A 25,989-nucleotide genomic window follows, 5' to 3' on the forward strand; every position below is an offset into this window, starting at 1 on the left:
CTATTGGTTGTACTCTACCCTCATATGTGTAAGGATACGACTTGCGAAAGGGTGTGATGGCCTTGAATATCATGATCGTGGACGATGAGGAGGTTATCCGGCTGGGATTGGAAAAGATCATATCCAAGATGGACTTGGATGTGACGGTGATCGGTTCCTTCGGCAATGGGATGGATGCACTGAATCAGCTGTCCAAATATAATCCGGGCGAGGTGGATTGCCTCATTACCGATATTAAGATGCCGATGATGGATGGGCTGCGCCTGATCGAGCATGTGAGGGAGAAACTGGACCGACTTGCGATCATTGTGTTAAGCGGTTTCAGCGAGTTCGAGTATGCCCGTCAAGCGCTCCGATTCGGAGTGATGGACTACCTGCTGAAACCCATAGATAAGATGCAGCTGTATGAGCTGCTTAAGCTGTTAAAGAGTAAAGCTGTGAACGATAACGGCACAATGTCTATGAAGGCGGCGGAAGACACCGGAGATTGGGCCGATCACGAGGCTGGCGAGCATTATGTGGTGGATCAGATTAAGGGTTTTCTGGATAAGGAATATGATAAAAACTTCGAGCTCGAGCGTTTGGCTGAGACGACGGGCATGAGTCCGAGTTATATCAGCCGCCTGTTCAAATCCACAACCGGTCATACGATTACGGATTACTTGATCGAGGTGAGGATTGAGAAAGCTAAGCAGTTTCTGGTGGATCATCCGGATCTGAAGAATTATCAAATTTCGCAATTGGTTGGTTATAGTGACCCTGTATATTTCAACAAGCTGTTCAAACGGATGGTGCAAATGACACCCAAGGATTACAAGAAACGAAATACCAAATGACAGCGGTATATGCAAAAAAGAAGTCTCTCCCCGATCGGGGAGAGACTTCTTAGGTTTGGAATGCAGCATATTCGTCTTCTATGGGCATGGTACCGATGGTGACGGCGCTGAGTGGTTTACTTCAAAGGCTGCTGGTTCACATAGCTGTCAGACAGATTGAGCAGCTTCAAAGCCCGGTTGTACTCATCCTCGGTGGTACCTTTGCCGACTGAATCGTAACCGCTCAGCGGATACTGGGTGCCATCTTCATAGCCGCTGCCTGACATGAACATCGCGTTATCGTTCAAGAAGGAACCTGTCGGCAGATAGTAACGCTCGGGAATCAGATTGTACGTTTGATTGAGCAGATCCTGTCCGAAATGAATATAATTCTTCATGGATACTCCAAGCAGATTGGCGACCGTTGGCATGATATCAGACTGTGCGCCGATCTCTTCGCGGATCTGTTCATGCTGGACGCCGCTACCGGCAATGATAAGCGGAATGTTGAGCATGTCGGTGTACGAATATTCATGACCGTATATTTCCTTCATGAGCTCTTTATCATCGTGATCCAGCGAATAAATTGGAAGACCCATATGATCGCCGTAGAGAACGATCAGGCTGTCATCCCAAAGGCCTTTGCTCTTGAGATCGTCGATCAGTCGACCCAATGCATAATCGGCATAGTTCTGGGCCCGGATATAATCGCCGACAAAGGTGCCCTGATATCGTTCGGGAAGCTCCATCTTATACTTGTTCGCCGGAATGGTGAACGGGTGATGCGCCGACATCGAAATGATCTGGGCATAAAAAGGTTTGTTATCCTGGTCCATTTCCTTCATTTTATCCGTGGACTTTGCGTACAGCACTTCATCAGAAGAGCCGAAGAACACCATGTCCTCTGTACCGAAGAAGGATTGGTCGTAGTAATGCTGGAAGCCAAGAGATGAGTATAGCTCCGCGCGGTTCCAGAACTGCACGTTATTGGTATGCAAAGTGGCGGTGTTGTAACCATTCTCCTCCAGCAGCCGGGGCAAACTCGGAAGTTTTTTGTCTACGTACTTCTGGGTTGCCGCGCCGTCTGGCGGGATATAAAAGGAAGTATTCACGACGAACTCGGCGTCGGATGTATTTCCCTGTCCAACCTGTTGGTTGAAGTTTGAGAAATAAAGCTGCTCGTTTGCGAGTTTGTTCATATTCGGCGTAATTTCCTTGCCGTCGATCTTCAGGTTAATGAGAAAGTTCTGGAAAGATTCCAATTGGATGATAATCAGGTTTTTTCCCTTTGCGTTGCCGTAGTACTTCGGATTTTCAGGCACGGTAATTCCCTTTAACTTGTCGATGGAAGCTTGGTTGATGTTCTTTAATGGCACAAGTGGTTCCTTCTTAAGAGAGAGAATGGTATAGGCCTCGTAATTCAGAATGCCCATTTGCTGGGCTTTTTTGATTTCGTTCATGCTGGCCCGGTTCGGGAGAATGTTGAACAGACAGACCATCAGGCACAAGATGAATACGACCGATACAATGCTTTTTTTGGTCTTGTGCTTTATGCTGCGTCTCCAGTCTTTGACCCTCCGGCTCTTAAGCAGCAGCACGAACAGGACGATAATATCGGCGAAGACGAGCAGATAATACGGATCCATGAGCGAGAATACACTGCTTTTCACTTCGGTCACCTGGTTGACCTGAGCCAGAGCATGATAGGTAACGATGACGCCGTAATACTTGAAGTACATAATGACTGCAAAAAATACGCCGGTGAGGATCAGGTTCACAATGGTGTAGTTCATTAATTTTCGCTTGGAAGAGAACCATTCGATAAGGCAGAAGAGCAACCAAACAAAAGGTACCTCGGTAATCAGCACCTTCCAGGGCAGCCAGTCGCCGAAGGTTACGGCCCAGGCCAGATATCCTTTGAGCAGGAGTATGATCGTAAAAATAACGAACGGTTTTTTGAAAAAATGGGTAATGGATTCACGTGACACGATACAACTTCCCTCCGTTGTAAAACAGCTGGTCAAACGACAATTGGCAGCGATTGGTTAAATAACTTAGCTGATAAGCTTTTTATATTGATAAAAACATTATGCCCCGGGGGAGTGAAGAAGTCAAAACCAGGGAAATACCTGCCTAGGTATATAAGAAAAATATGTAAATATGAATCAAGGCTGTTGACGTTTTATTTCCTGCTGTCACATTGTTATGAGTAATGAATATATGTAGGCTGGACCGGAATGTTGACTGGTTAGGGGCCAAAAAACATGCATAGGAACCGTTTATTATTAATAATAGTAGGAAACAGAAAGGGTACAGCAAACAAAGATGCTCGGCAGATGGGTGTAATTAGCGGCTTCCCGCACGGAAGAAGAATAAAAAACGAAAAAGCATCCGGTTATCCGAATGCCTTTTCGTTTATTTTATAATGAAGAACGAATTAGATCACGCCTTGAGCGATCATCGCGTCAGCCACTTTGACGAAACCGGCAATGTTGGCTCCGACCACGAGGTTGCCTGGGTAGCCATACTGCTCGGCCGCTTGGGCGCTGTTGTTATAAATATTGATCATGATTTGATGCAGCTTCTCGTCAACCTCTTCGAAAGTCCAGGAGGTACGGATGCTGTTTTGGGACATTTCCAGCGCGGATACGGCTACGCCGCCAGCGTTGGCTGCCTTGGCAGGTCCGAAGAGCACGCCGTTCTCGAGGAACACGTCGATGGCTGCCAGCGTCGAAGGCATATTGGCGCCTTCTGCAACGGCTTTAACGCCATTGGATACGAGCAGCTTCGCAGCTTCTGCATCAATTTCGTTTTGCGTCGCGCAAGGAAGCGCGATATCGCAAGGAATCGTCCAGATGTTGGAGCATCCTTCGAAATACTGCGCGTTCGGATGAATGTCCACATACTCACTGATCCGTTTTCTTTCCACTTCTTTCAGCTGTTTCACTGTTTCGAAGTCGATGCCTTCCGGATCATAGACGTAACCGGCGGAGTCGCTGCATGCCACGACTTTGGCGCCGAATTGGTTGGCTTTTTGAATCGCGTAGATAGCTACGTTACCGGAGCCGGATACAACGACTGTTTTGCCGGAAAGGCTCTCGCCCTTATCCTTCAGCATTTCATTCACGAAGTAAACCGTACCGTATCCTGTAGCTTCCGGACGCGCCAAGCTTCCGCCGTAACCGATGCCTTTGCCTGTCAGAACACCGGCTTCGTTGCCGCTGCGGATGCGTTTGTATTGTCCGAACATGAATCCGATCTCACGTGCGCCTACGCCGATATCGCCGGCAGGAACGTCCGTGTCTGGTCCGATGTATCTGTACAGCTCTGTCATGAAGCTTTGGGTAAAGCGCATCACTTCAGCGTCCGATTTACCTTTGGGATCAAAGTCGGAACCGCCTTTACCGCCGCCGATAGGCTGGCCTGTCAGGGAGTTTTTCAAAATTTGCTCAAAACCGAGAAATTTGATGATACTGGAGTTTACAGAGGGGTGAAAGCGAAGTCCGCCCTTGTATGGGCCAATGGCACTGTTGAATTGAACGCGGAAGCCGCGGTTGACGCGAACGGTTCCTTGATCGTCGACCCAAGGTACCCGGAACGTAATCAATCTTTCAGGCTCAACCAATCTTTCCAAGATGCCGTTTTCCATGTACTTCGGTTCCTTGGCAAGCACTGGAACGAGCGAGTCGAGAATTTCCTTCACAGCCTGGTGGAATTCACTTTCATTCGGATTCCTTTTACATACCGTTTCGAAGATTTCATTGACGTAAGTTTTGGCTTTCTTTTCAGCGGGCAACTCTACATGCAAAAATGTCATTGGCTTCTCTCCTTATTCCCTAGATTCAAGATTACAGAATGCTGAAGCATTAAATGGCTTAAGGCTCACGCATTCTGTAAGCATGAATCTGTATTTAAAAAAGAATTATACACGAGTAGTCGGGAAATCTTCAACCCTTTAATACTTTAAATAGGCATTGAATTTAAAAAAATTTTTATTTTCTGAAACATTTCAGACACTTTTATGGGATATTTAGCCTCAAAGCAAGGGCTGAGTAGGCTCTGTTTTTAGGTTGTGGTATGATGAATAAAAATAAAAGGGGAACGGGTGATCCTATTGTCTGGTGCAGAAGAGGAAATGACGGTCGTTCATATTTCGGTAAGGCCGCTCGTGGAATATGTATTCAGAAGCGGGAGCATAGATTCCGGGTTTCGTACCGCCACCGCCATGCATGAGGGGACCCGAATTCACCAGAAGGTGCAGCGGAGCTATCAGGAAGGGGACCAAAAGGAAGTCTACCTAAAAGCGGAAATTCCGCATGATGGCATCGTGTACCAGATCGAGGGAAGATGCGACGGGCTGATTCAAACAGAGCATGGCTGGATGATCGATGAGATTAAATCAACTTCGGCAGGGCTCGATATGCTGGAGGGGGGACGCGACGTACATTGGGCGCAAGCACAAGTGTATGCCTATATTGTAGCGAAGGAACAGGCGCTTGCGCAAGTGGGCGTGCAGTTGACCTACGTGGATACGGTTTCGGGGGAGGAGCGACGTTACAATCGTTCATTAACCCGAACAGAGCTTACCGATTTCGTGCAAAGCGTGGTATCGCAGTATGCTCCGTATGCTGTGCTGCGGCTGCAGAATGGCAGAGAGCGGGATGAGAGCATCCGGGTCCTTCCATTTCCTTTTGATACCTACCGCGAAGGTCAGCGGAAGTTGGCTGGGGCCGTGTATGGGGCGGTCAAAGAAAAGAAGAAACTATTTGCTAAGGCGCCTACCGGGATTGGCAAGACGATGTCCACTCTGTTTCCATCGGTAAAGGCTATGGGTGAGGGGCTGGTACAGCAAATTTTTTATCTGACGGCCAAGACCATTACCCGCACCGCCGCTGAGCAAGCGCTGTCACTTCTGGAGAACAAGGGGCTGCGTCTGCAGGCTCTTACCATTACGGCGAAGGACAAAGTATGCTTCCAGGAGGAAACGAATTGCAGCAAGGAAGCCTGTCCCTTTGCCGACGGATATTACGACCGGATCAACGGAGCCGTGCTGGACATTCTTTCACACGAGACTCTCATGACAAGACAGGTGCTGGAACAGTACGCTCGCAAGCACAGGGTGTGCCCGTTCGAGTTCTCGCTGGATACCGCCTACGGCGTGGATGCGGTTATCTGCGATTATAATTATATTTTTGATCCCAGGGTGTCGCTTAAGCGCTTGATCGAGGAGCAGAAAAAAAGGACGGTGCTGCTGGTCGATGAGGCGCATAACCTGGTGGACCGGGGACGGGAGATGTTCTCTGCAACCATTGGTAAAGCAGAATTTTTGCAGCTCAAGCGCGACTATAAATCATCGAACCGGGCGATAGCGGGGGCAGCCGATGCCATTAACAAGTATTTCATTGAGCTCAGAAAAGCCTGCGGCGATGACCGTCAGCAGCTGTCCAAGGAGCCGCCGGAGGAGCTGGCAGGCCTGCTGGAGAGCTTTGCGGTTGAAGCGGAACGGGTGCTGGCCGGAGGGGGAGAGGATCGACAGCTGCTGCTGGATGCGTATTTTGCCGCGCAGAATTTTATCCGCACGGCAAAGCTGTATGACAGCCGTTATATCACGTATGCGGAAGTACAGCGCAGCGATGTCACCTTGCGGATGTTTTGCCTCGATCCTTCATACCTGCTGTCCCAGGCGGATAAAGGCTTCCGTTCGGCCGTGTTCTTCTCGGCAACCTTGTCGCCGATCTCCTATTACAGGGACATGCTGGGCGCAGATGGGGAGGATTACAGCATCTCCGTCCCTTCTCCGTTCCGCAGGGAGCAGCTGGATGTCCGTATCCTGCCTGTGTCCACGAGATACCATGACCGTGAGCGGACACGTGAGCAGATCGCCGATTTACTCTTTGAAATGTTTTCGGAGCGTCTTGGCAACTATATGGTGTTTTTTCCCTCTTATCAGTATTTGCAGAGCGTTTATGAAGTCTTTATGGAGAAATACCCCGGGATGCGGACGATCGTGCAAGGATCAGGCATGGCTGAAGATGAGCGGGAACGGTTTCTGGATGCTTTTCAGGCTGATAACCGGGAGACGTTGGCGGGTTTCGCAGTTCTGGGCGGTATTTTTTCGGAAGGCATTGATCTGCAGGGTGACCGCCTCATCGGCGTGGCCGTGGTTGGCGTCGGACTGCCTCAGCTCGGGCTGGAGCGCAACTTGATCAAGGAGCATTTTAATGGAGAAGGCAAGAACGGTTATGATTATGCATACGTACTGCCGGGGATGAACAAGGTGCTTCAGGCCGGGGGGAGGCTGATTCGCTCAGAGCAGGATGAGGGCGTTCTGCTATTGATTGATGATCGCTTTCGTCAGCCGCATTACCGTAATCTGCTCCCGGCAGAGTGGAAGGATTAATGGTGCGTATAGTCCCTGCACGTATCCCGAAAAGGAAGGATAGCCCGCAGGAGATGTGTTAGGTATAATGGACGGTAAATATGCGTAAAAGGTGGGCATCTGTCATGACGCTACAGATCGGAATCATCGGAACGGGCTGGTTCAGCCAGGTACATGCAGACATTCTTGCGGCGGCCGAGGGCGTAAAGGTACAGGCATTTCTTGGAACGAGCAAGGAAAAGGCGGAGCAGAAGGCAAACGCCTATGGTGCGACAGGGTACGGGGAATTGCATGAAATGCTGGATAAGGAGCACCTCGACGCGGTGTATATTTGTGTTCCGCCGATGTCGCACGGTCCCATTGAAGAAGAGCTCGTCCGGCGCCGTATTCCTTTCCTGGTGGAAAAGCCTCTGGGTGTGGATGCTGAGCTTCCCCGGAGCATCCTGGCCAAGATTGAAGATGCACAGCTCATCACCTCGGTAGGCTACCACTTCCGATATCAATCGAACGTGGACAAGCTGAAGGAGCTGCTGCAGCAGCAGACAACGGGCATGATGCTTGGGCGCTGGATGGGCAGCATGCCGGGTGTAGCCTGGTGGAAGAGGCAGGACGGTTCGGGCGGGCAATTCGTCGAGCAGACGACGCATTTGGTGGACTTGCTGCGTTATCTGGCAGGCGAAGTGGAAGAAGTGTATGCGCTTTACGGAAACCGAATCAAGCATGAACAGGTGGACGGGGTAGAGGTTGCGGATGTAGGCACGGTGACGCTTCGAATGGCAAGCGGCCTTGTTGCCAATATCTCCAATACTTGCGCACTTCCGGAGGGAGCGGGGCTTAGCCAAACCGGACTAACTTTCTATACGGATCAGGGCGTCCTAGACTGGAACCCGCAGCGGCTGCAGGTAGCCCGGCCTGGAGAGCAGACTGAATATCAAGAGCGCTTCAATCCCTATGTAAAAGAAACGGAAGCCTTCATCCATGCGCTGCGCACGGGTGACGGCTCCCGGATCCGTTCGGATTATGCGGATGCGTTTAGAACGCAGGCCGTTACCTGCGCCGCGCTGGAAGCAGCGGCAACGGGCAAACCGGTCCGCATCCGTTATTAATAGAAGGAATGCTGGCTAGTGCATCAGGACGGCCATCATGAGCGGTGCTGCTCCAAGCGTGAACAAGGCAGCCAGGATCATTGAAATGCTGGATATGGTCCCGGACAGCGAGCTCATCTCGAACGCCTTGGAGGTGCCTGTACCGTGAGAACTGGTGCCGTACAGAATGCCGCGCGCGATGTCGTTTTCAATCTTGAAAATGCGCAGCACCATTGGGCCGATCATGGATCCGAGCAGTCCCGTAATAATGACAAACACGGCCGTTATATTCGGTACGCCGCCGATAACTTGCGATACATTCATGGCTATCGGGGTTGTAATGGAACGCGGCATCAGGCTGGTCACAAGCGACGAGCTTAAGTGCAGCCATTTAGCCAGGAACACCGAAGAGATCATGGCAACGCACGAACCGGTAAGCACGCTGACGATAATTTCGACGGCGTGCTTTTTGAGTACCTTGAAATTTTTGTATAGCGGCACGGCAAAAGCAATGGTTGCAGGCTGGAGCAGACTGCTCAACCATTTGCCGCCTGAATTATAGGATTCATAAGGAATCTGAGCCCAGATCAAAATAAAGATAACGATAATAGGCGTAATCAGGAGCGGCGACAGATATACCTTGGGCCGCTTGGCATAGATGCGTTTGCATATGGCATAAATGCCGAGTGTAACGAGCAGACAAATGAGGCCGATCATCGTGAAGCCCTCCGTTCTTTCTGTTTGGCAATCCGGGATGCGAGCAGGCCGGAGCTGGCCATGACGATAAATGTACTGAAAATAACCACGATCAGAATACGGACGCCGTCACTTTCGAGCATCGGAATATATTTCATGACACCGACAGCCGCGGGAATGAAGAAGAGCAGCAGCTCCGCAAGGAGCCAGTTAGCTCCGAGTTCAATCCATTCCAGGCGAAGAATGCCGGTCTCCAGTAAAATGAATACCACGATAATCCCGAGAATGCTGCCGGGCACCGGCAAATGCAAAAGTTCGGCCAGCTTGTTCATCAGCAGCGAGAAGATCATGAGTGCCGCTACCTGCACCGTACCTTTTACAATATTGTTCACAGGGATTCTCTCCTTTCATCGATATGAAAATTTTACATCAATTATTTTCATGGGTAAAATGAATAAAACGAATGATTATCATGCAATTTTTCTATAGTTAACAACGACGATTAGAACTTGAAAGGAGATGGGGGCATGGACATCCGGCATTTGCAATATTTTATGGAGGTGGCCCGGCTGCAGAGCTTCACGAAAGCTGCTGAATCTCTGTATATCACGCAGCCCACGATCAGCAAGACGATCCGTAATATTGAGGACGAGCTTGGCGTTACGCTATTCGACCGGTCCAATAAACGAATTGAGCTGACGGACGCGGGCAGAATTATATATGAGCAGGCGCAGCCGATCGTCAAATCTTTTCAAAGCTTGTCCGCGGAGCTCGGAGATCTGAAAAATCTCCAAAAGGGACATATCCGGTTAGGTCTGCCGCCCATGGTGGGCTCCAGTTTTTTCCCGGAGGTGATCGGCCAGTTTCACAAAAAATATCCGCAGGTCACTATGCAGGTGTTTGAGGATGGCGCGAAGAAGGTAGAGAAGGATGTGGAGAGCGGGCTGCTGGATGTTGGGGTGGCGGTCTTGCCTACCGAAGACGATCTGTTCCACTACTTTTCGTTTGCGAGGGAGAATTTAATGCTCCTGGTGCATCCTTCCCACCGCTTATCCGGACGGGGAGCCGTGCCGCTTGTTGAGCTTGCGGATGAGAGCTTTGTACTGTTCCGGGAGGATTTCGCGCTGCATGATCGGATTATCAGAGAGTGCGTCCGCGTTGGATTTCAGCCGCGCATCATCTATGAGAGCTCTCAATGGGATCTGATCAGCGGCATGGTGGCGGCCAATTTGGGGATCGCGCTGCTGCCGGAGACGATTTGCCGGGAAGTGGATCAGGAGCGGATCCGTATTTTGCCGCTCATTAATCCGTCGATTCCTTGGCAGCTGGGAATGATATGGCGCAAGGAGCGATATTTGTCGTTTGCAGCAAGAGAATGGATCTCATTCGCCAAGAGCATTTTAATGGTGGAAAAACGGGAAGGCTAACCTCCATTTGGGCGGCAATGGCAAGCGTGAAGCGGCTGACCATATGTATACATTGACATTGATTTTTGGGAAGGGATATAATTTAGGAGCACTAATTAATAGGTAAAGTAAATTAGTTTCTTAGCTATCTGGAGGTGTACGAAAAAATGACCTCAAATCAATCGAATGAAGGGAGATGTAACTTGGAAATGAGTGAACATTCACCGGTCGAAAACTCTACCGCCCTTAAGCTAATGCAAGCCACCATGCGTTTCAATAAAGCAGAGTTTCGGCATCGGAAAATCGTGGGTATCAAGATGAGCGAGCTGGGGCTCTTATTCAGTATAAAAAAGAATGTGAAACCTGGAACAACCGGGCTTATGGTTTCGGAAATCAGCCATATCTTGCGTGTCACATCGCCGACGGTAACCCAACTGATCAAATCGATGGAAAAGAAGGAATGGGTCGAGCGAACCATGGATGAGCTGGACCGCAGAGCGGTTCGGATCAATCTCACGGAGGAAGGCGAAACCGTCGTCCAAAAAGCGATTGATTCCACTATGGAATCCTTTGCTGGCCTGATTGATTATTTGGGCGAAAAGGAGGGGAATCAACTGGCTGATTTGCTAACTAAGGCGTATACCTATTACGAAGCCAAGGCAGACCCTTCTGCGGGAGGTGCGATAGAAACATGCTGAAACTATTCCGTAATCTGAGACCTTACCGGTTGCCGATTCTGTTTGTGTTTTTACTCGTATTTGTTCAGTCCATGTCAGATCTATACCTGCCTACGCTGATGTCCGATATCGTGGATAAAGGCATTATCAACGGGGATATTCCTTATATCTGGAGGATAGGCGGGTTTATGCTGCTCGTAGCTCTAGGCGGAGCCATCTGCTCGATCGGGGCCAGTTACTTATCCGCGAAAGTAGCGGGCGGCTTCGGCAAAAATCTGCGCGGCCGGGTATTTCACCATGTCCAAAACTTCTCGCTGCAGGAGTTTGACAAGCTGGGAACAGCTTCGCTGATTACCCGCACAACAAATGATATTACCCAGGTTCAGCAGGTGCTGACCATGATTCTGCGGATGATGATCAGCGCGCCGATGATGTGTATCGGCGGGATTATCATGGCGGTGTCTAAGGACGCGAAGCTGTCTCTGGTTATTGTCGTTGTCATTCCGGTGTTGGCTGGCGCCATCGCCATCATTGCCGGCAAAGGAATTCCGCTATTTAAGGCCATGCAGGTCCGTCTTGATAAGCTGAACCGCGTTCTGCGCGAAAATCTGACCGGCATCCGCGTCATCCGTTCATTTAACCGTATCGAGCATGAGCAAAAGCGTTTTAACGAAGCGAACTTCGATCTTACGCAAACTGCTGTGAAGGTCAATAAAATCATGGCGGCCATGATGCCGATCATGATGCTGGTGATGAACTTTTCGACGATCGCCATCGTATGGTTCGGCGGCATCCGGATCAGCAACGGGCATATGCAGGTCGGGGATTTGATGGCTTTTATCCAGTATGCGATGCAAATCATGTTCTCGCTGATCATGGTATCGATGATCTTCGTCATGGTTCCGCGTGCGTCAGCATCGGCGACCCGCATTAACGAAGTGCTCGACATGGAGCCGCAAATCGTGGACCCGGTCCGCGCCGGATCATCGGCCGCGGCTGCCAAGCAGCGGGGCTACCTGGAATTCCAGGATGTGACTTTCAGTTATCCGGGCGCTGAGCAGCCGGCTATTCATCATATTTCATTCGCTGCCGGACCTGGAGAAACGACGGCGATCATTGGAGGTACCGGTTCCGGTAAATCGACGCTGCTCAGCCTTATTCCGCGATTCTATGATGTGGACGGCGGCAGCGTGAAGGTCGACGGCCAGGATGTGAAGAGCATGACCCAGGAGGAGCTGCGCTCCAAAATTGGCTTTGTGCCGCAGAAAGCCGTATTGTTCACGGGAACGATCGCGGATAATCTCCGCTACGGCAAGACGGATGCAACCGATGAGGAACTTCATCAGGCAGCGGATATTGCGCAGGCGACCGAATTCATCTCCAAGATGAAGGATGGCTTCCAGTCGGAGATTTCCCAAGGCGGGAATAATGTGTCCGGCGGCCAGAAGCAGCGTCTGTCCATTGCCCGCGCACTTGTGAGAAAGCCTGAAATCTATGTTTTTGACGATAGTTTCTCAGCCCTGGACTTCAAGACCGACTCGAAGCTACGCGCAGCGCTCAAGGAAGTGACTAGAGATGCCACGGTACTGCTTGTGGCACAACGGGCCAGTACGGTCATGGATGCCGATCGGATCATCGTGCTGGATGAAGGACGGATTGCAGGCATCGGCAAGCATCGTGAACTGATGGAAACCTGCGACGTATATCGTGAAATTGTATCCTCGCAGCTGTCAGAGGAGGAGATCGCATGAGTGAAGATAGAAAACGTCATGGAAGCCGTCCGGCAGGTCCGCGCCATCCCGGCGGCCATCCCGGACAGATGATGCCTGCCGAGAAGGCCAAGGATTTCAAGGGCTCATTAAAAAGGCTTCTTGGATACTTGCGGCCGCGCCGGGCAACGCTCGTCACGATTTTTCTGATGGCCATTCTCAGTACGGTGTTCAGTATCGTAAGCCCGAAAATTCTGGGTAAAGCGACGACCAAGCTGTTCGAAGGCATCGTCGCCAAAATGAAGGGCGTGCCCGATGCGTCCATTGATTTTAACTATATTACGCAGATTCTGCTGATCCTGATCGGCTTGTATCTGTTTAGCGCAGCCTTTAGTTTTTTCCAGCAGTATTTAATGGCAGGCGTAGCGCAGCGGGTCGTTTACGATATGCGTGAACAGATCAACCGCAAGCTCTCCCGGCTGCCGCTGAAATATTTCGATTCGAAAACGCACGGCGAAATCCTGAGCCGCGCTACCAACGACGTGGACAATATCAGTACGACGCTTCAACAGAGTTTGACCCAACTGATTACCTCCATCGTAACGCTGGTGGGTGTTATCGTAATGATGCTGACCATCAGTCCTTGGCTGACGCTGATCCTGATCGTGACGCTGCCGCTCAGCTTTATCGTGATCCGGATGATCGCGTCCCGTTCACAGAAGCACTTCATGGGCCAGCAACGCTCTTTGGGCCAGCTGAACGGACATGTGGAGGAGATGTATACGGGCCATAAAATCGTTAAAGCCTTCGGGCGCGAGGACGAGTCCATGGCCGCGTTCAATGAGATCAATGAGAAGCTGTACAATTCGGGCTGGAGAGCTCAGTTTATATCCGGCATTATCATGCCGATGATGTCCTTTATCGGCAACATCGGTTACGTCCTGGTATGCGTGGTCGGAGGTATCTTCGTTACGCACAAGACGATCACGATCGGTGACGTGCAGGCCTTCATCCAATACGCGAGACAGTTTACCCAGCCAATCATGCAGACGGCGAATATCGCGAATATTATCCAGTCGACGATCGCCTCCGCTGAACGGGTCTTTGAACTGCTGGATGAGAAGGAGGAGGTTCCAGAGGCAGCCGAACCGGTTGTGCTTGCAGATCCTCAGGGCAACGTCAAATTCGAGCATGTGAAGTTCGGTTACAAGGAAGATGAGATACTCATTGATGATATGAACATTGATGTGCTGCCTGGACAAACGATTGCGATCGTTGGACCGACCGGCGCGGGCAAAACAACGCTCATTAACCTGCTTATGCGCTTCTATGAGCTGAATGACGGTGCGATCACGATCGACGGAGCCAACATTACGGAGATGAAGCGCAGCAATTTGCACAGTATTTTCGGAATGGTGCTTCAGGATACCTGGCTCTTCAATGGCACGATTATGGAAAATATCGCTTACGGCCGCAGCGGTGCGTCGGAAGAAGAGGTTATTCAGGCGGCTAAGGCGGCCCATGCCGACCACTTTATCCGTACGCTGCCGGATGGTTACGAAACGGTGCTGAATGAAGAGGCTTCGAACATTTCGCAGGGGCAAAAACAGCTGCTGACGATTGCGCGTGCCATTTTGGCTGATCCATCGATTCTGATACTCGACGAAGCGACGAGCAGCGTCGATACCCGGACGGAGGTATACATTCAGAGGGCCATGAATGATCTGATGAAGGGCAGAACCAGCTTTGTTATTGCACACCGCCTGTCTACGATCCGTGACGCCGATCTCATTCTGGTCATGAACAACGGCAGTGTGATTGAGAAGGGCACTCATAACGAGCTTCTGGAGAAAGACGGATTCTATGCCGATCTGTACAACAGTCAATTTACGGGAGGCAATGCTCTGGAGGTCAGCTGAGCTCTTCCCTTTCGTTTCAAGAAGAACGATATAACAAGGACATCCCTCTGATATGAGGAGATGTCCTTGTTTTTTGTGCGTTTCATGGTTTACGTATGGAATATTTTAGATTACAATAAGCCTCTGGCACGGAGTTGATAGCGTTAACATTTGCCAGGAGAATTCTTTGAATTGGAAAAGAATAATTGAATAAAAGGGGAACGAAACAACATGTTGAAAATGAAGGGCAGCTTCAAAAAGCTGACTGGACTGGCTCTCGCCGCCGTGATGACGGTATCCGGCGCTTTGGTATTCCAGCCGACCAGCGTCAAAGCCGCAGACGACCAGGAAACGCATATTACACTGCTGGCCACCTCCGATGTTCACGGACGTTTTATGCCATGGGATTACGCGATGGATACGGCGAACACGAACGGGAGCTTTACCCAGCTCTACACACTGATCAAGAAAGTCCGTGCCGAAAATCCGAATACGATCCTGCTCGATGCAGGGGACGTGATTCAGGACAACTCCGCGGAGCTGTTCAACGATCAGCCGAAATCGCCGATGATGGTTGCGATGAACGAAATGGGATACGATGCGTGGGCTATGGGCAATCATGAATTTAATTTTGGCATCGATACCTTCAATAAAGTAACGGGCCAATTTAACTCTACCAAGCTCGCGGGCAATGTATATAAGGAGAACGGCGAGCGTTTCCTTCCAGCGACCAAAATCGTGGAGAAGGCCGGTATCAAGGTGGGCATCATCGGGATGACCACACCGCTGATTACCGACTTTGAGAAGGATACCGATCATCTTAAGGGTCTGGTTGTCAAAAACCCGGTCGATGAGACGAAGAAGGCCGTCAAAGAGCTTGAAGGCAAAGCCGACGTTATGATCGGTCTGATGCATATGGGTCTGGACAACGAAAATTCGCTGCCAGGTACAGGTGTATCGGATATTGCGAAGGAAGTACCGCAGCTGACGGCGATTTTTGCCGGCCACATGCACAAGCTCGTGAAAAGCGAGACCGTGAACGGCGTGCTGATCGGTGAACCGGACAAATACGGCACGCATGTGTCACGCATTGACCTGACTTTCGTGAAGCAGGATGGCAAGATGGTTCTGAAGGACAAGGTAGCGACCGCAATCCCGGTGAAGGGCGCTGACGGCACACCTGCCGTATCCGATCCGGACCTTGAGAAAGAGCTGCTGCCATATCATGAATTCGCCCGTAAAGACGCCAACATCGTGGTGGGTGAACTGACCGGCAAAAACAACTTGGTACCTGCCAATGAAATCAAAGGCATTCCGGCCGTGCAGATCCAAGAAACGCTGCTGTCCGATTTCTTTAGTGAAGTCATGCTCCATTACAGTAAAGCCGATGTTGTTGCGCATCAAATTGATAACGACAAAGCCAAGCTGGACGTAGGTCCGATCCGCAAGAAGGATATCGCCTACAACTATCAGTTTGCTCTGGGTGAGATCACCAACTATCAAGTGACAGGCAAAGACCTGAAGGATTACATGGAATGGTCTGCGGGCTACTTTAACAGTACCCGTCCAGGTGACGTGACCGTGAGCTTTGATGAGAAACGCAGATCCTCCAAATACAGCACCGATGATTTCTTCGGCGGCGTGAAATACGAGATTGACCTGTCCAAGCCATACGGCAGCCGCATCACGAACCTGCGTCATATGGACGGAACGCCGATTCAGATGAATGATACGCTGACTTTGGGTATGAACTCTTACCGTATGGACGCTCTTGTTGCCAAGGGCGGGGCACTTGAAGGCCGCAAATTCAATAAATTGTGGACATCCAAGGCGGAAAGCGCCTTTGGCGAAACCGGCGGAACCATCCGCAACCGTGCCATCGCTTATCTGAAGGACGTCATGAAAGGCAAATACGAGCCGAAGATCCAGGACAACTGGAAAATCATCGGCGTAGATACTACTTCCAAAGCACGTGCGGATGTTGTGGATCTGATGAACGCCGGCATGTTGACGGTTCCGACGACAGAAGACGGCAAATACACCAACATCGCTTCCATTAACATTCTGGATCCGATAAAAGCAGAGGATGTAACCAAGCTGGCTGAAAAGGCGGGCGTGGATGCTGCGCTTCTGGCTGATGCGAAAACAACGGGCGAGCTGTACCACAAGCTGAATGAAGCGGTAAAAGCGGCAGCGAAGCCGGATGTAACCGAGCCGGCACCTGCGGAGAAACCAGAACCTCCTGCGAAACCGGAAGTTGAAAAGCCTTCTACCAAACCAACGGAGGAACCAGCACCAACCAAGCCTGCAAAACCGGTTACTCCAGCCAAACCGGTACCGACTGCACCAGCAGTAAAACAAGCCAAGATTACTGCCGACTACCTGAACGTGCGCACGGGAGCTTCCGCGAAGGCGAAGATTCTGGGATCGGCTCCTAAAGGAACCGTTATGGACGTTACCGGCACAGCTCCTTACGGCTGGTTGAAGGTTGTCTACCAAGGCAAAACGGCGTTTGTATACGGAAAATACGTAACGATGCTGCCATAAACTCGTTGATTGAGTTATGCAAAAAGAGGCCTTCTCTAAGAGGGGCCTCTTTTCGTTCAACAGAAGTTTAAATGGTGACTCATCGATGGCTCATCAAGTATAAGAACCAAACAGCATGATTCTGCTCATCCATGGCGATGCGGCGCAGCTGGTTTTTCAGATACAGATCCTGCGCCCGATCGGATAAACTTAAGTAGGAATCAACGGTTTCCTGTTCATCCTTAAACGAAGCATTGAGACCTGCCTTGTACTCCTCGGGACAGGTTTCCGTTTGAACAGGCTTATGGGTCTGACCCGTCAGATGTGTGTATACATTCGTGAAAAACTGCAGGTGCTTCTGTTCGTCCTCGCGAATTTCTAAAATACGCTTCTTGGCATGTTCGGTGGGAGCGAGCTTTGCCAGCTGCTCATAGCAGTTGATTGCACTGTATTCGCCATCAATCGCTTTTATAAGATCTGCTGTCAAGGCGGTGTCGGGATTCGCTGCAGGACGGTAATAGAATCCGTTCGGAATCAAGAGGGTATCCTCCTTTTTTTGTTAATGCTTGGGCTTCTATACCCTATGCATATCAAGAAGGAGAGGTGCAGAGAAAGGAGTAATTTGCTAATTTCAGCAGGATAGGCTAACTTATAGGGAACATTTATGCGAACACCTGTAAGTCGAGATGATGAACGGAGGAGAGATCCATGCCCAAAAGTATTCCATTGGTAGAGCCCTTTAACGCGGAGCTGGTCATGAGGTCGGTGAGGAGCCAGAATCCGATGCTGGTGTACGCCGACCTGCAGCATCCTGTATTTACCAAGGTGCTTCCTGCCGGCACCCGCAAAATTCCGGTTAAGGTGACGCTGATTCAGAGTGGTGAGGGTCGCGCTGCTGAAATTGATTTTCTTGAGCCTTGTTCTGAAGCGGAACAGGAGGATGCTGCCGGATTTATCAGCCGTATGCTCTCCAATCACGTGAATTTGACACCCTTTTACAGTCAGCTCTTGGCAGAGCCGGTCATCGGATCGATTCTTCCGGATCTGTACGGGATGAAAATCCTGCTGGAGCCGAATCTCTATCAGAACCTGGTGCGTACCATTATCGGACAGCAGATGAACCTCAGCTTTGCCGCGGCGCTGGTCAGCCGGATTACGGAGCGCTACGGAGCACCCTTCCAAACGGAAGGACGTATGCTATACAGCTTTCCTGAGCCGGGCTCTCTGGCCCGTCTTGAACCTGAGGAGCTCATGGAGCTTCAGTTCAGCCGGCGTAAAGCGGAATATGTCATTGGCTTGTCACGGATGATTGATGATGGATCGCTTGATTTGTACGCGCTGCCCGGCATGGAGGATCAGATGATTTTCGAGAAGCTGCTTCCCATCCGGGGAATCGGCAAATGGACGATCGAATGCTTCCTGCTGTTTGGCGTGGGTCGGACCGACTTTTTTCCGGCCGATGACATTGGCCTCAAGAATGCGATGAAACTGCTATGGGGCTTTGATGCACAACCCTCTTCTCCGGAGATGCTGGCCATCAGCAGCAGCTGGTCGCCTTGGCGCAGCTATGCCGCCTACTATTTATGGGCTTGGCTGGATGAATGGAAGCTGCAGAAAAAGGCCGCGTCTGCGGCCAAGAAGAAGTAAAACGATTACGAATCTGAAGGCATTTGGGAGCCCCCGGAGCGGAATTCGGGATTTAATCCGACTCCGTTCCAGAACATTAAGATAATGTCATGGGCGAGCTCTGTCGGAGAAGGTGCAAATTCCTTCGCCACTTCCCGGTTGCCGAGCATCAGCATGGAGGCAAGCGTGTGAGCCATCAGGAGAGGATGCAGAGGACGCACCTCTCCTTTTTCAATGGCTTCCGTGAAGCTCACTGTAAGCACATCATGAATGCTCTCCTCACTTCGCCGGATACTCTCCAATTGTTCTTTGGACAATGAATCCGCGGCTTCGCGGAGAATGGTCTCAAAGTCTCCATGTGGAAACCGCAGTTTGCGTTCTGCGAGCATCACGAGCCTGTCGTATAAGGGCATGTCCTGCTGTGACATGATTTGCTGGGAAGAGGACTGCGCCTTCTCCATCATGGCGGTTACAGCCGCGGTGAAGAGCTGGGCTTTATTTTCAAAGTGATAGTATATGGAAGCCTTGGTCACACCACAGGCCTTGGCAATCTGTTGAAGGGATATCGGTTCATAGCCGTACTCCATGAACAGTTCAGAAGCCGTTTTCAGAATAAACAGGTTGGTTTCTCCCGCCTGTTCCTGACGTTTGGGCCTGCCTGGAGAGCGTTTGGTTTTGGGTCCTTGCTGGGAAAAATTCATGTTTAATCCTCCACTGACAAAAAACTTGTTTGATAATTAACCTTCCGGTATATATAATTATTATAAACCGTTCCGAAGGTGAATACACCTTCTGATTTTTGCACTTCAAGGCAATACATATACTATACCATGTACACCTGTATAAGGGTGAGGAGGAGAATCATGCAGGAAAAATCAGGATTTGGACGTTTCGTTGCCGGAAAGCGGAGCAAATGGATCACGCTCGCGGTCTGGATTATTATCGTGGGAGTTCTCAGCGCTTTGTGGCCGATGGTCAACAAGGAAGTCCAGAATAACGCAGCCAATCTGAAGGAAGACACGCCGTCCGTTCAGGCGGAAAAGATAGCGGAAGAGCAGTTCAGCGGAGGCTCCAGCGTACCGGCCTTGCTCGTATGGCATCGTGAGGGCGGGATGAAGGATGAGGACCTGCAGCATGTGCAGAAGCTGTACGCGGAGTGGGGCAGCTCACCTGTGCCTTATCAGGACAGTGTGCCGCCGTTTGACAAGATGCCTGCTCAAGCATTGAAGGCACAGCTGTCCGAGGATCAGAGTACCCTGGTTACACCGGTTCTTTTCAAAAGCGATGCGGACAGCGATCAGCTGAAGGAAGGCGTGGAACAGCTGAAAGAACAGTCTGCCAAAGAATTCGGGGCCGATCCGTTTGCAGTGAAACAGAATGCGGCAAGCGAACTCAGTGCCCGGGTGACCGGTCCAGTCGGCATCTCGATCGATGCGGTGGGATTGTTCAAAAATGCGGACTTTAAACTGCTGATGGCAACGGTCATTCTTGTTCTTGTCATTTTGCTCTTAATATACCGCTCGCCCATTTTGGCCTTCATACCTATCATTGCAGTGGGCTTCGCTTATGGAGCCGTCAGCCCGCTGCTTGGCCTGATGGCCAGCAAGGGATGGATCACCGTCGATTCACAGGCCGTATCCATTATGACGGTTCTGTTGTTTGGCGCAGGTACGGACTATTGTCTGTTCCTCATTTCTCATTTCCGTCATCTGTTGAAGGAGGAAGGCAGCAAAGGAAAGGCGCTGGCGCGCGCCCTTACCGAGACTTCAGGCGCTATCGCCATGAGCGGTTTTACGGTCGTGCTGTCGCTGCTAGCCCTGCTGCTGGCGAAATACGGAGCCTATCACCGTTTTGCTATTCCGTTCAGCGTATCCATCCTGGTGATGGTCATTGCGAGTCTCACGCTCGTTCCCGCGCTGCTGGCTATTTTCGGACGCGCATCGTTCTTCCCGTTTATTCCGCGTACGCCGGAAATGGAAGAGGAACGTGCCCGCCGAAAGGGAAAAACAGCGCATACGCATAAACGGAAAAAAGAAAGCTTTATCGGCCGATGGGTTGTTACCAAGCCATGGCTGATCGTGATCGTGACGCTGGTCGTGCTTGGCGGGCTTGCTTCGTTTTCGACCCAGGTGAAATTCACCTATGACATCATGTCCTCCTTCCCGAAAGATATGGCTTCAAGAGAAGGGTATGATACGATCGGCAAACAGTTCTCTCCTGGCGAACTTGCTCCCGTCAAGCTGATGGTGGACGCTGGCGGGCAAGAGGATGTACTGGGGGCGAAGCTTGCTGAGCTGCCTTATATCAATAAAGTTTCCAAGCCGCAAAAAGGTGAGAAGGACGCTAACATCCTCGCTTACGATATTGAATTGAACATGAACCCGTATTCGAGTGAAGCGATCGATCTGATACCACAGCTGCGCAGTACGGCGGAACAATCGCTGCAAGAGGCCGGAGTCGCTTCACCTGCCGACAAGGTATGGATCAGCGGTCAAACGGCTACCCAGTATGATACAAGAGAAACGGGCGACCGCGATACAATGGTCATCATTCCGGTGGTCATCGGTATGATTACCCTGCTGCTGCTCGCTTATCTGCGCTCCATCACGGCGACCATTTACCTGGTGCTGACGGTTATTTTGTCATATTTCTCGGCTCTTGGCCTTGGCTGGATCATTATCCATTACGGTCTTGGGGCAGAAGCGATACAGGGGGCCATTCCGCTCTACTCTTTCGTATTCCTGGTCGCCTTGGGCGAAGACTACAATATTTTCATGATCTCAAGCATCTGGAAGAAAAGAAAGGTCATGCCCCTGAAGCAGGCCATCAAGGAAGGGGTAGGCGAGACCAGCTCCGTGATTACTTCTGCAGGGCTGATTCTCGCTGGAACATTTGCCGTACTGGCTTCCCTGCCGATACAGGTGCTGGTGCAGTTTGGCATTATTACGGCTGTAGGCGTGCTGCTCGATACGTTTGTCGTCCGTCCGTTCTTGGTGCCTGCGATTACGCGGCTGCTTGGACGTGCCGCTTTCTGGCCGGCAGCTCATGTAGAGGTGCCGGAAGCAGAGTCAAGCAAGCAAATCTAAGGTCGGCTGAATAAGGAGTTTGCCAAGGGTGGAAGGGTTACCGGAAATCGGTAACCCTCCCACCTTTTTTTGCATCATTACGGTTCATATTCATTTACAGTTCATATTCAGTTCATATAGCTTTTTTATAATCAGAGTACCAAAGGTAAAGGAGCTAAAAAAATGGAGAGTGCGTTAAAAGGCGGTCAAGGGATTTTAGAGAAGAAAAATAACAAAATCCTTGTTATGATCGGCTTACTTATAGGAATCATATTTTCCGAATTGGACGAAACGGTCGTCAGTACCGCGATGCCGACGATCATCCGTGAGCTTGGCGGGCTGTCCCTGTATGGATGGGTAGCCGGGGTTTATATGCTTGCCATGTCGGCGTTCATGCCGATTTTAGGGAAATTGGCCGACTTGATGGGCCGAAAAAAGATTTATTTAATATGTATGGCCTTATTTATCGGGGGTTCGATCGTGTGCGGACTTTCCCATTCGATGACCTTATTATTGATTGGACGCGGCATACAGGGAATCGGTGCCGGCGGTTTGATGCCGCTTGCGATGACGATTTCGAGCGATCTTTTTCCAGTGGAGCAGCGGGCTAAAGTACAAGGTTTAATGGGACCGGTCATGTTTATTCCCATGCTGCTGGGGCCACTGATGGGCGGATTTTTTGTCGATCAGGTGAACTGGCATTGGATCTTCTTCGTCAACATTCCGGTTGGAGTGATTGCAGCGTTCTTTTTGGCAAGCGGACTTCGCGAGTCGAAGCAGGTGAAGAAAGTAGTGATAGACTGGGGCGGGGCCATACTGCTGGTCGCTTCGATCGTATCTCTGCTAATCACGCCCGTACTCGTTCAGAATAGCGGATACGCTTGGGGCTCACCGCTTATTGTTGGTTTGATCGTGCTGGGCATTGTGCTGCTGGGAATCTTTATATGGGTAGAGTCCAAAGTCAAGGAACCGATCGTTCCGCTGCATTTATTCAAAAACCGCAATATTTTGGTTTTATCCATGATTGTATTTATCGTGGGTCTTGGGCTCATGGGCTCCTTCTCGTCGTTTCCGTATTTCGGGCAAAATGTGCTAGGGCTCACGCCGACGGAGTCCGGTTATTTGCAGCTGCCCATGATGGTTGGTGCCGTCGTTTCGTCCATGGTTTGCGGATTCTTGTTAACGAAGGTTCGCTATCGCGAAATATTTGGCATCGGATTTATTCTGCCGGTGATCGGTTTCTACCTCTTTTCGCATATTAATATAGATACGACCATCATGCAGATCATCATTTTCTTTGTGATCTCGGGCCTTGGAATGGGTGTTCTGTTCGGCGGCGATAACTTGATTGTACAAGAGTCTGTTGAAAAAGAGCACACTGGGGTTGCCTTGGCAACCGTTCCATTATTTCAAACGATTGGTGCAACCATCGGCGTAAGTTTGTTCGGCAATCTCCTATCGTCGACGCTCATATCGAAAATAGGAACCTTAGGCCCGCAGCTGCCTGAGAGCGTCAAAGGACATATGCAGGATTTGGCCGCTGGTGGTATACCTAAGGATCTTCCTCCAAATCTGGTCACGACGGTGAAAACGATGTTCGTAGAGTCGTTCCAGCACATCTACATGTACTCCTTTGTCGCGATGATTATCGTGTTCATATTGTGCTGGTTTTTGAAGAAAGAGGTGCTGTCATCCAAGCCTAAGGATGCTGAGGTAGAAACCGGGGCATAAATGATGGATGTTATCATGGCTCCGCTGATTCTTATGAGACAAGATTCACGAATATATCAACTCTTCAAGGGTACTGCGGCTTATTTAAGCTTATAATAGAACAGTGCTAGGGTTATATAGTTGAGGTGAATATTCGTGAAGACACATGACATACTGCAGCAGGAAGCAGAAAATTATATTTTAAGGTGCTATCAGGAACTTGGAAAAACAGATCAGGAAGTGGCCCAAAGGCTTGTAGAGATTAGGGCCAGCATCGAAGCTTCCGGAACATATGAACATACGTATGAGGAACTTGAACATGGAGCTAAAATGGCTTGGCGCAACAGCAACCGCTGCATCGGGCGCCTGTTCTGGGATTCGATGCATGTGATTGACGAGCGCAGGCTGGAGCATGCCGGGGATGTGGCTGAAGCGCTGCTGCGCCATATCTCCTATGCAACCAATGGCGGTAAGATCATTCCCACAATAACGGTATTCAGGCCTGCGCTTCAGGACAAGAAGGATGTCCGCATCTGGAACCATCAACTGATCCGCTATGCGGGTTATGAACATAACGGGACGGTTACCGGTGATCCGGCTTCCGTTGCGTTCACCCAAATATGTACGGAGCTGGGCTGGAAGGGCAAAGGCACGTCTTTCGATGTGCTTCCCCTTGTCATTTCAGCAGGGGGGAGCAACCCGGAGTTCTTTCCAATTCCACCTGAGCTGGTGCTTGAGGTATCCCTTACCCATCCGGATTATCCGGCATTCGGGCATCTTGGCCTGCGCTGGTATGCAGTGCCGATCATTTCGGACATGGATATGGTCATTGGCGGAATTCGCTATACCGCAGCGCCATTTAATGGCTGGTATATGGCAACGGAGATCGGCGCCCGCAATTTCGCGGACGTGAACCGCTATAACGCGCTTCCGCAGGTTGCTGAGCTGATGGGTCTGTCTACCGCCAGCGAAACCACGCTGTGGCGGGACCGTGCGCTGGTCGAGATGAACGTGGCTGTGCTGCATTCTTACAAGCAGGCAGGCGTCAGCATGGTGGATCACCATACCGCAGCCGCACAGTTCCAACTATTCGAGCAGCGAGAGGCCAAGTGCGGACGCCCGCTCACGGGATATTGGAATTGGCTGATTCCACCGGTGTCTCCGGCTACGACCCATATATTCCATCAATCCTATGATAATACGGTTGTCTATCCGAACTTCTTTAAGCGATCCGAAGACTGAAGCTCCTTTCAGGCTCTTCCGGATTCCCGGGAATGACAGTTAAACGTGGCCTGCCTTCGATGAACGTTGGCAGGCCTTTTTTAGCTGCCAACATGCCTTTGACGAGAATGGAAATTGCTTGCTTACTTGTTGCATTTTTGCAGATTGCTCGTATAATAGCTATAGAAATTTGGAATAGCAGAGGAGACTGGGAATCAGCGTTGGAGAAATTGAACTTGAATCGGATCGTAGATCAGCTGCTGCAGCGTTCGGGCCTTGAACTTTCAGTTAGATTGGAAATGCGTTTTGAAGACGGCCGCTTGATCGGCGGTAAGTATGGCATGATCTCCCGATCCGTGACGATGTATACGGAAGTCATTCAGGAGCAGTGTTTACAGTTGTTCGGTTCCGTGGGGCGGATGGAAGATTATTTTACGGTCGTGCTGGCTCATGAACTTGGCCATGCGGCAGATGCTGATTTACCCCGCCTTTGTGAGGAGCTGGAAGATGCTGCGATGAGCGGAGAGCGACGGACTAGAATCGCACTTCAAATCGAAGAAAATGCATGGAATTATGCGCTGGCATTGGTGCCTGAGGTGGATGCTGCATTCTTCAGCATCGTGATCGATGAGTCGCTGCTTGCTTACCGGATCCAGGTGGAAGAAGCGGCAGCCGCGGCGGCTACAGCTTAAATGGCGGCGATACAAGATAAACAAAGGATAGCACGGACTATGGCGCGGGAAGCGCAGTCCGGCTATCCTTTTTTTAACACAACTACATCTAACCGAGGTCTGTCCTCTGTGGAAAAATCAAAGGATAGTGCTACTCGGACGCATTCAACGGGCTGACGACAAGCTCATACTGGTTCAGTGAGGAACCCAGAATGGCGTCATGACCGCCTTGTCCGCGATGGGACTCGCGGAAGGATTCGCTGGAGGTCCAGTTGCGGAAGGATGCTTCGTCCTGCCACACCGTGGATACTTTCAGCTCTTCGCCTTCAGCATCCTTGCTCTTGCCGAGCCATACTTCCATCCGTACGAACCCGGGCATTTCCTTGACCCCCTGGGCCTTGGCAAAGCGTTCAGACATGGCTTTTCCGGTACCTTCTTTGAGCCGGATTGTGTTCGTAATGACTATCATCGATGAATCGCCTCCGCTTGGTAAAATGGAATAAAC

General features: G+C 50.6%; 20 protein-coding genes. 13 read left to right on the forward strand and 7 right to left on the reverse strand.

The window, feature by feature from the left end:
• Positions 1 to 71: 71 nt before the first annotated feature.
• Positions 72 to 836 carry a response regulator transcription factor gene (locus tag GRF59_RS23075; RefSeq protein WP_237392015.1) on the forward strand — a complete coding sequence of 255 codons (765 nt, stop codon included), beginning with the start codon at positions 72 to 74 and terminating at the stop codon, positions 834 to 836.
• A gap of 116 nt (positions 837 to 952) precedes the next feature.
• Here GRF59_RS23075 and GRF59_RS23080 read toward each other — a convergent pair whose 3' ends face one another.
• Together GRF59_RS23080 and gdhA are read right to left on the reverse strand one after the other, a co-directional pair.
• Positions 953 to 2,806: an LTA synthase family protein gene (locus GRF59_RS23080; RefSeq protein ID WP_160500290.1), complete on the reverse strand. Its 1,854-nt coding sequence runs from the start codon at positions 2,804 to 2,806 to the stop codon at positions 953 to 955.
• Positions 2,807 to 3,252: 446 nt separating this feature from the next.
• The gene (gdhA, locus tag GRF59_RS23085; RefSeq protein WP_160500064.1) at positions 3,253 to 4,632 is read right to left on the reverse strand and encodes an NADP-specific glutamate dehydrogenase; all 1,380 of its coding nucleotides are present in this window, start codon (positions 4,630 to 4,632) and stop codon (positions 3,253 to 3,255) included.
• Positions 4,633 to 4,950: 318 nt separating this feature from the next.
• Between gdhA and GRF59_RS23090 the strand changes: the two genes are divergently transcribed.
• Positions 4,951 to 7,215 (forward strand): helicase C-terminal domain-containing protein, encoded by a 2,265-nt coding sequence (locus GRF59_RS23090; protein WP_160500291.1) that lies wholly within the window; start codon positions 4,951 to 4,953, stop codon positions 7,213 to 7,215.
• 104 nt (positions 7,216 to 7,319) lie between these two features.
• Positions 7,320 to 8,300, forward strand: coding sequence for a Gfo/Idh/MocA family protein (locus tag GRF59_RS23095; RefSeq protein ID WP_160500292.1), 981 nt, complete (start codon positions 7,320 to 7,322; stop codon positions 8,298 to 8,300).
• A 15-nt stretch (positions 8,301 to 8,315) separates the two neighbouring features.
• Here the strand turns inward: GRF59_RS23095 and GRF59_RS23100 are convergent, their stop codons facing one another.
• Together GRF59_RS23100 and GRF59_RS23105 are read right to left on the reverse strand one after the other, a co-directional pair.
• The gene (locus GRF59_RS23100) at positions 8,316 to 8,996 is read right to left on the reverse strand and encodes a CidB/LrgB family autolysis modulator (protein ID WP_160500065.1); all 681 of its coding nucleotides are present in this window, start codon (positions 8,994 to 8,996) and stop codon (positions 8,316 to 8,318) included.
• Positions 8,993 to 9,367: a CidA/LrgA family holin-like protein gene (locus GRF59_RS23105; RefSeq protein WP_160500066.1), complete on the reverse strand. Its 375-nt coding sequence runs from the start codon at positions 9,365 to 9,367 to the stop codon at positions 8,993 to 8,995. The genes GRF59_RS23100 and GRF59_RS23105 overlap by 4 nt, the downstream gene beginning before the upstream one ends.
• Positions 9,368 to 9,502: 135 nt before the next feature.
• Here GRF59_RS23105 and cidR point away from each other — a divergent pair, with 135 nt between their 5' ends.
• The 5 genes from cidR to GRF59_RS23130 all read left to right on the forward strand — a co-directional run bounded on the left by cidR (position 9,503) and on the right by GRF59_RS23130 (position 17,212).
• A complete protein-coding gene (cidR, locus tag GRF59_RS23110) occupies positions 9,503 to 10,402 on the forward strand; it encodes a cidABC operon transcriptional activator CidR (protein ID WP_160500067.1) in 900 nt (299 codons plus the stop codon).
• 188 nt (positions 10,403 to 10,590) lie between these two features.
• Positions 10,591 to 11,079, forward strand: a complete 489-nt coding sequence (locus tag GRF59_RS23115; RefSeq protein WP_160500068.1) for a MarR family winged helix-turn-helix transcriptional regulator — start codon at positions 10,591 to 10,593, stop codon at positions 11,077 to 11,079.
• Positions 11,073 to 12,809, forward strand: coding sequence for an ABC transporter ATP-binding protein (locus tag GRF59_RS23120; RefSeq protein WP_160500069.1), 1,737 nt, complete (start codon positions 11,073 to 11,075; stop codon positions 12,807 to 12,809). Before GRF59_RS23115 ends, GRF59_RS23120 begins: the two co-directional genes overlap by 7 nt.
• Positions 12,806 to 14,686: an ABC transporter ATP-binding protein gene (locus GRF59_RS23125; protein ID WP_160500070.1), complete on the forward strand. Its 1,881-nt coding sequence runs from the start codon at positions 12,806 to 12,808 to the stop codon at positions 14,684 to 14,686. Before GRF59_RS23120 ends, GRF59_RS23125 begins: the two co-directional genes overlap by 4 nt.
• A 267-nt stretch (positions 14,687 to 14,953) precedes the next feature.
• Positions 14,954 to 17,212, forward strand: coding sequence for a 5'-nucleotidase C-terminal domain-containing protein (locus GRF59_RS23130; protein ID WP_237392018.1), 2,259 nt, complete (start codon positions 14,954 to 14,956; stop codon positions 17,210 to 17,212).
• Between the two features lie 79 nt (positions 17,213 to 17,291).
• Here the strand turns inward: GRF59_RS23130 and GRF59_RS23135 are convergent, their stop codons facing one another.
• Positions 17,292 to 17,729 (reverse strand): ferritin-like domain-containing protein, encoded by a 438-nt coding sequence (locus GRF59_RS23135; protein ID WP_202128817.1) that lies wholly within the window; start codon positions 17,727 to 17,729, stop codon positions 17,292 to 17,294.
• A gap of 170 nt (positions 17,730 to 17,899) precedes the next feature.
• Here GRF59_RS23135 and GRF59_RS23140 point away from each other — a divergent pair, with 170 nt between their 5' ends.
• Positions 17,900 to 18,838, forward strand: coding sequence for a DNA-3-methyladenine glycosylase family protein (locus GRF59_RS23140; protein ID WP_160500071.1), 939 nt, complete (start codon positions 17,900 to 17,902; stop codon positions 18,836 to 18,838).
• A 5-nt stretch (positions 18,839 to 18,843) separates the two neighbouring features.
• Here GRF59_RS23140 and GRF59_RS23145 read toward each other — a convergent pair whose 3' ends face one another.
• Positions 18,844 to 19,518, reverse strand: a complete 675-nt coding sequence (locus tag GRF59_RS23145; protein ID WP_160500072.1) for a TetR/AcrR family transcriptional regulator — start codon at positions 19,516 to 19,518, stop codon at positions 18,844 to 18,846.
• A gap of 162 nt (positions 19,519 to 19,680) precedes the next feature.
• Between GRF59_RS23145 and GRF59_RS23150 the strand changes: the two genes are divergently transcribed.
• The 4 genes from GRF59_RS23150 (at position 19,681) to GRF59_RS23165 (ending at position 25,505) form a co-directional block, all read left to right on the forward strand.
• The gene (locus GRF59_RS23150) at positions 19,681 to 21,903 is read left to right on the forward strand and encodes an MMPL family transporter (RefSeq protein WP_160500073.1); all 2,223 of its coding nucleotides are present in this window, start codon (positions 19,681 to 19,683) and stop codon (positions 21,901 to 21,903) included.
• Positions 21,904 to 22,065: 162 nt separating this feature from the next.
• The gene (locus GRF59_RS23155) at positions 22,066 to 23,613 is read left to right on the forward strand and encodes an MDR family MFS transporter (protein ID WP_160500074.1); all 1,548 of its coding nucleotides are present in this window, start codon (positions 22,066 to 22,068) and stop codon (positions 23,611 to 23,613) included.
• Positions 23,614 to 23,748: 135 nt separating this feature from the next.
• Positions 23,749 to 24,834: a nitric oxide synthase oxygenase gene (locus tag GRF59_RS23160; protein WP_341480127.1), complete on the forward strand. Its 1,086-nt coding sequence runs from the start codon at positions 23,749 to 23,751 to the stop codon at positions 24,832 to 24,834.
• A 215-nt stretch (positions 24,835 to 25,049) separates the two neighbouring features.
• Positions 25,050 to 25,505 (forward strand): hypothetical protein, encoded by a 456-nt coding sequence (locus tag GRF59_RS23165; RefSeq protein WP_423802978.1) that lies wholly within the window; start codon positions 25,050 to 25,052, stop codon positions 25,503 to 25,505.
• Between the two features lie 130 nt (positions 25,506 to 25,635).
• Here the strand turns inward: GRF59_RS23165 and GRF59_RS23170 are convergent, their stop codons facing one another.
• Complete coding sequence (locus tag GRF59_RS23170; protein ID WP_160500076.1) at positions 25,636 to 25,953, reverse strand: antibiotic biosynthesis monooxygenase; 318 nt, start codon at positions 25,951 to 25,953, stop codon at positions 25,636 to 25,638.
• Positions 25,954 to 25,989 lie beyond the last annotated feature (36 nt).

This window comes from Paenibacillus dendrobii (assembly GCF_009807035.1).
Lineage (GTDB): Bacteria > Bacillota > Bacilli > Paenibacillales > Paenibacillaceae > Paenibacillus_AQ > Paenibacillus_AQ dendrobii.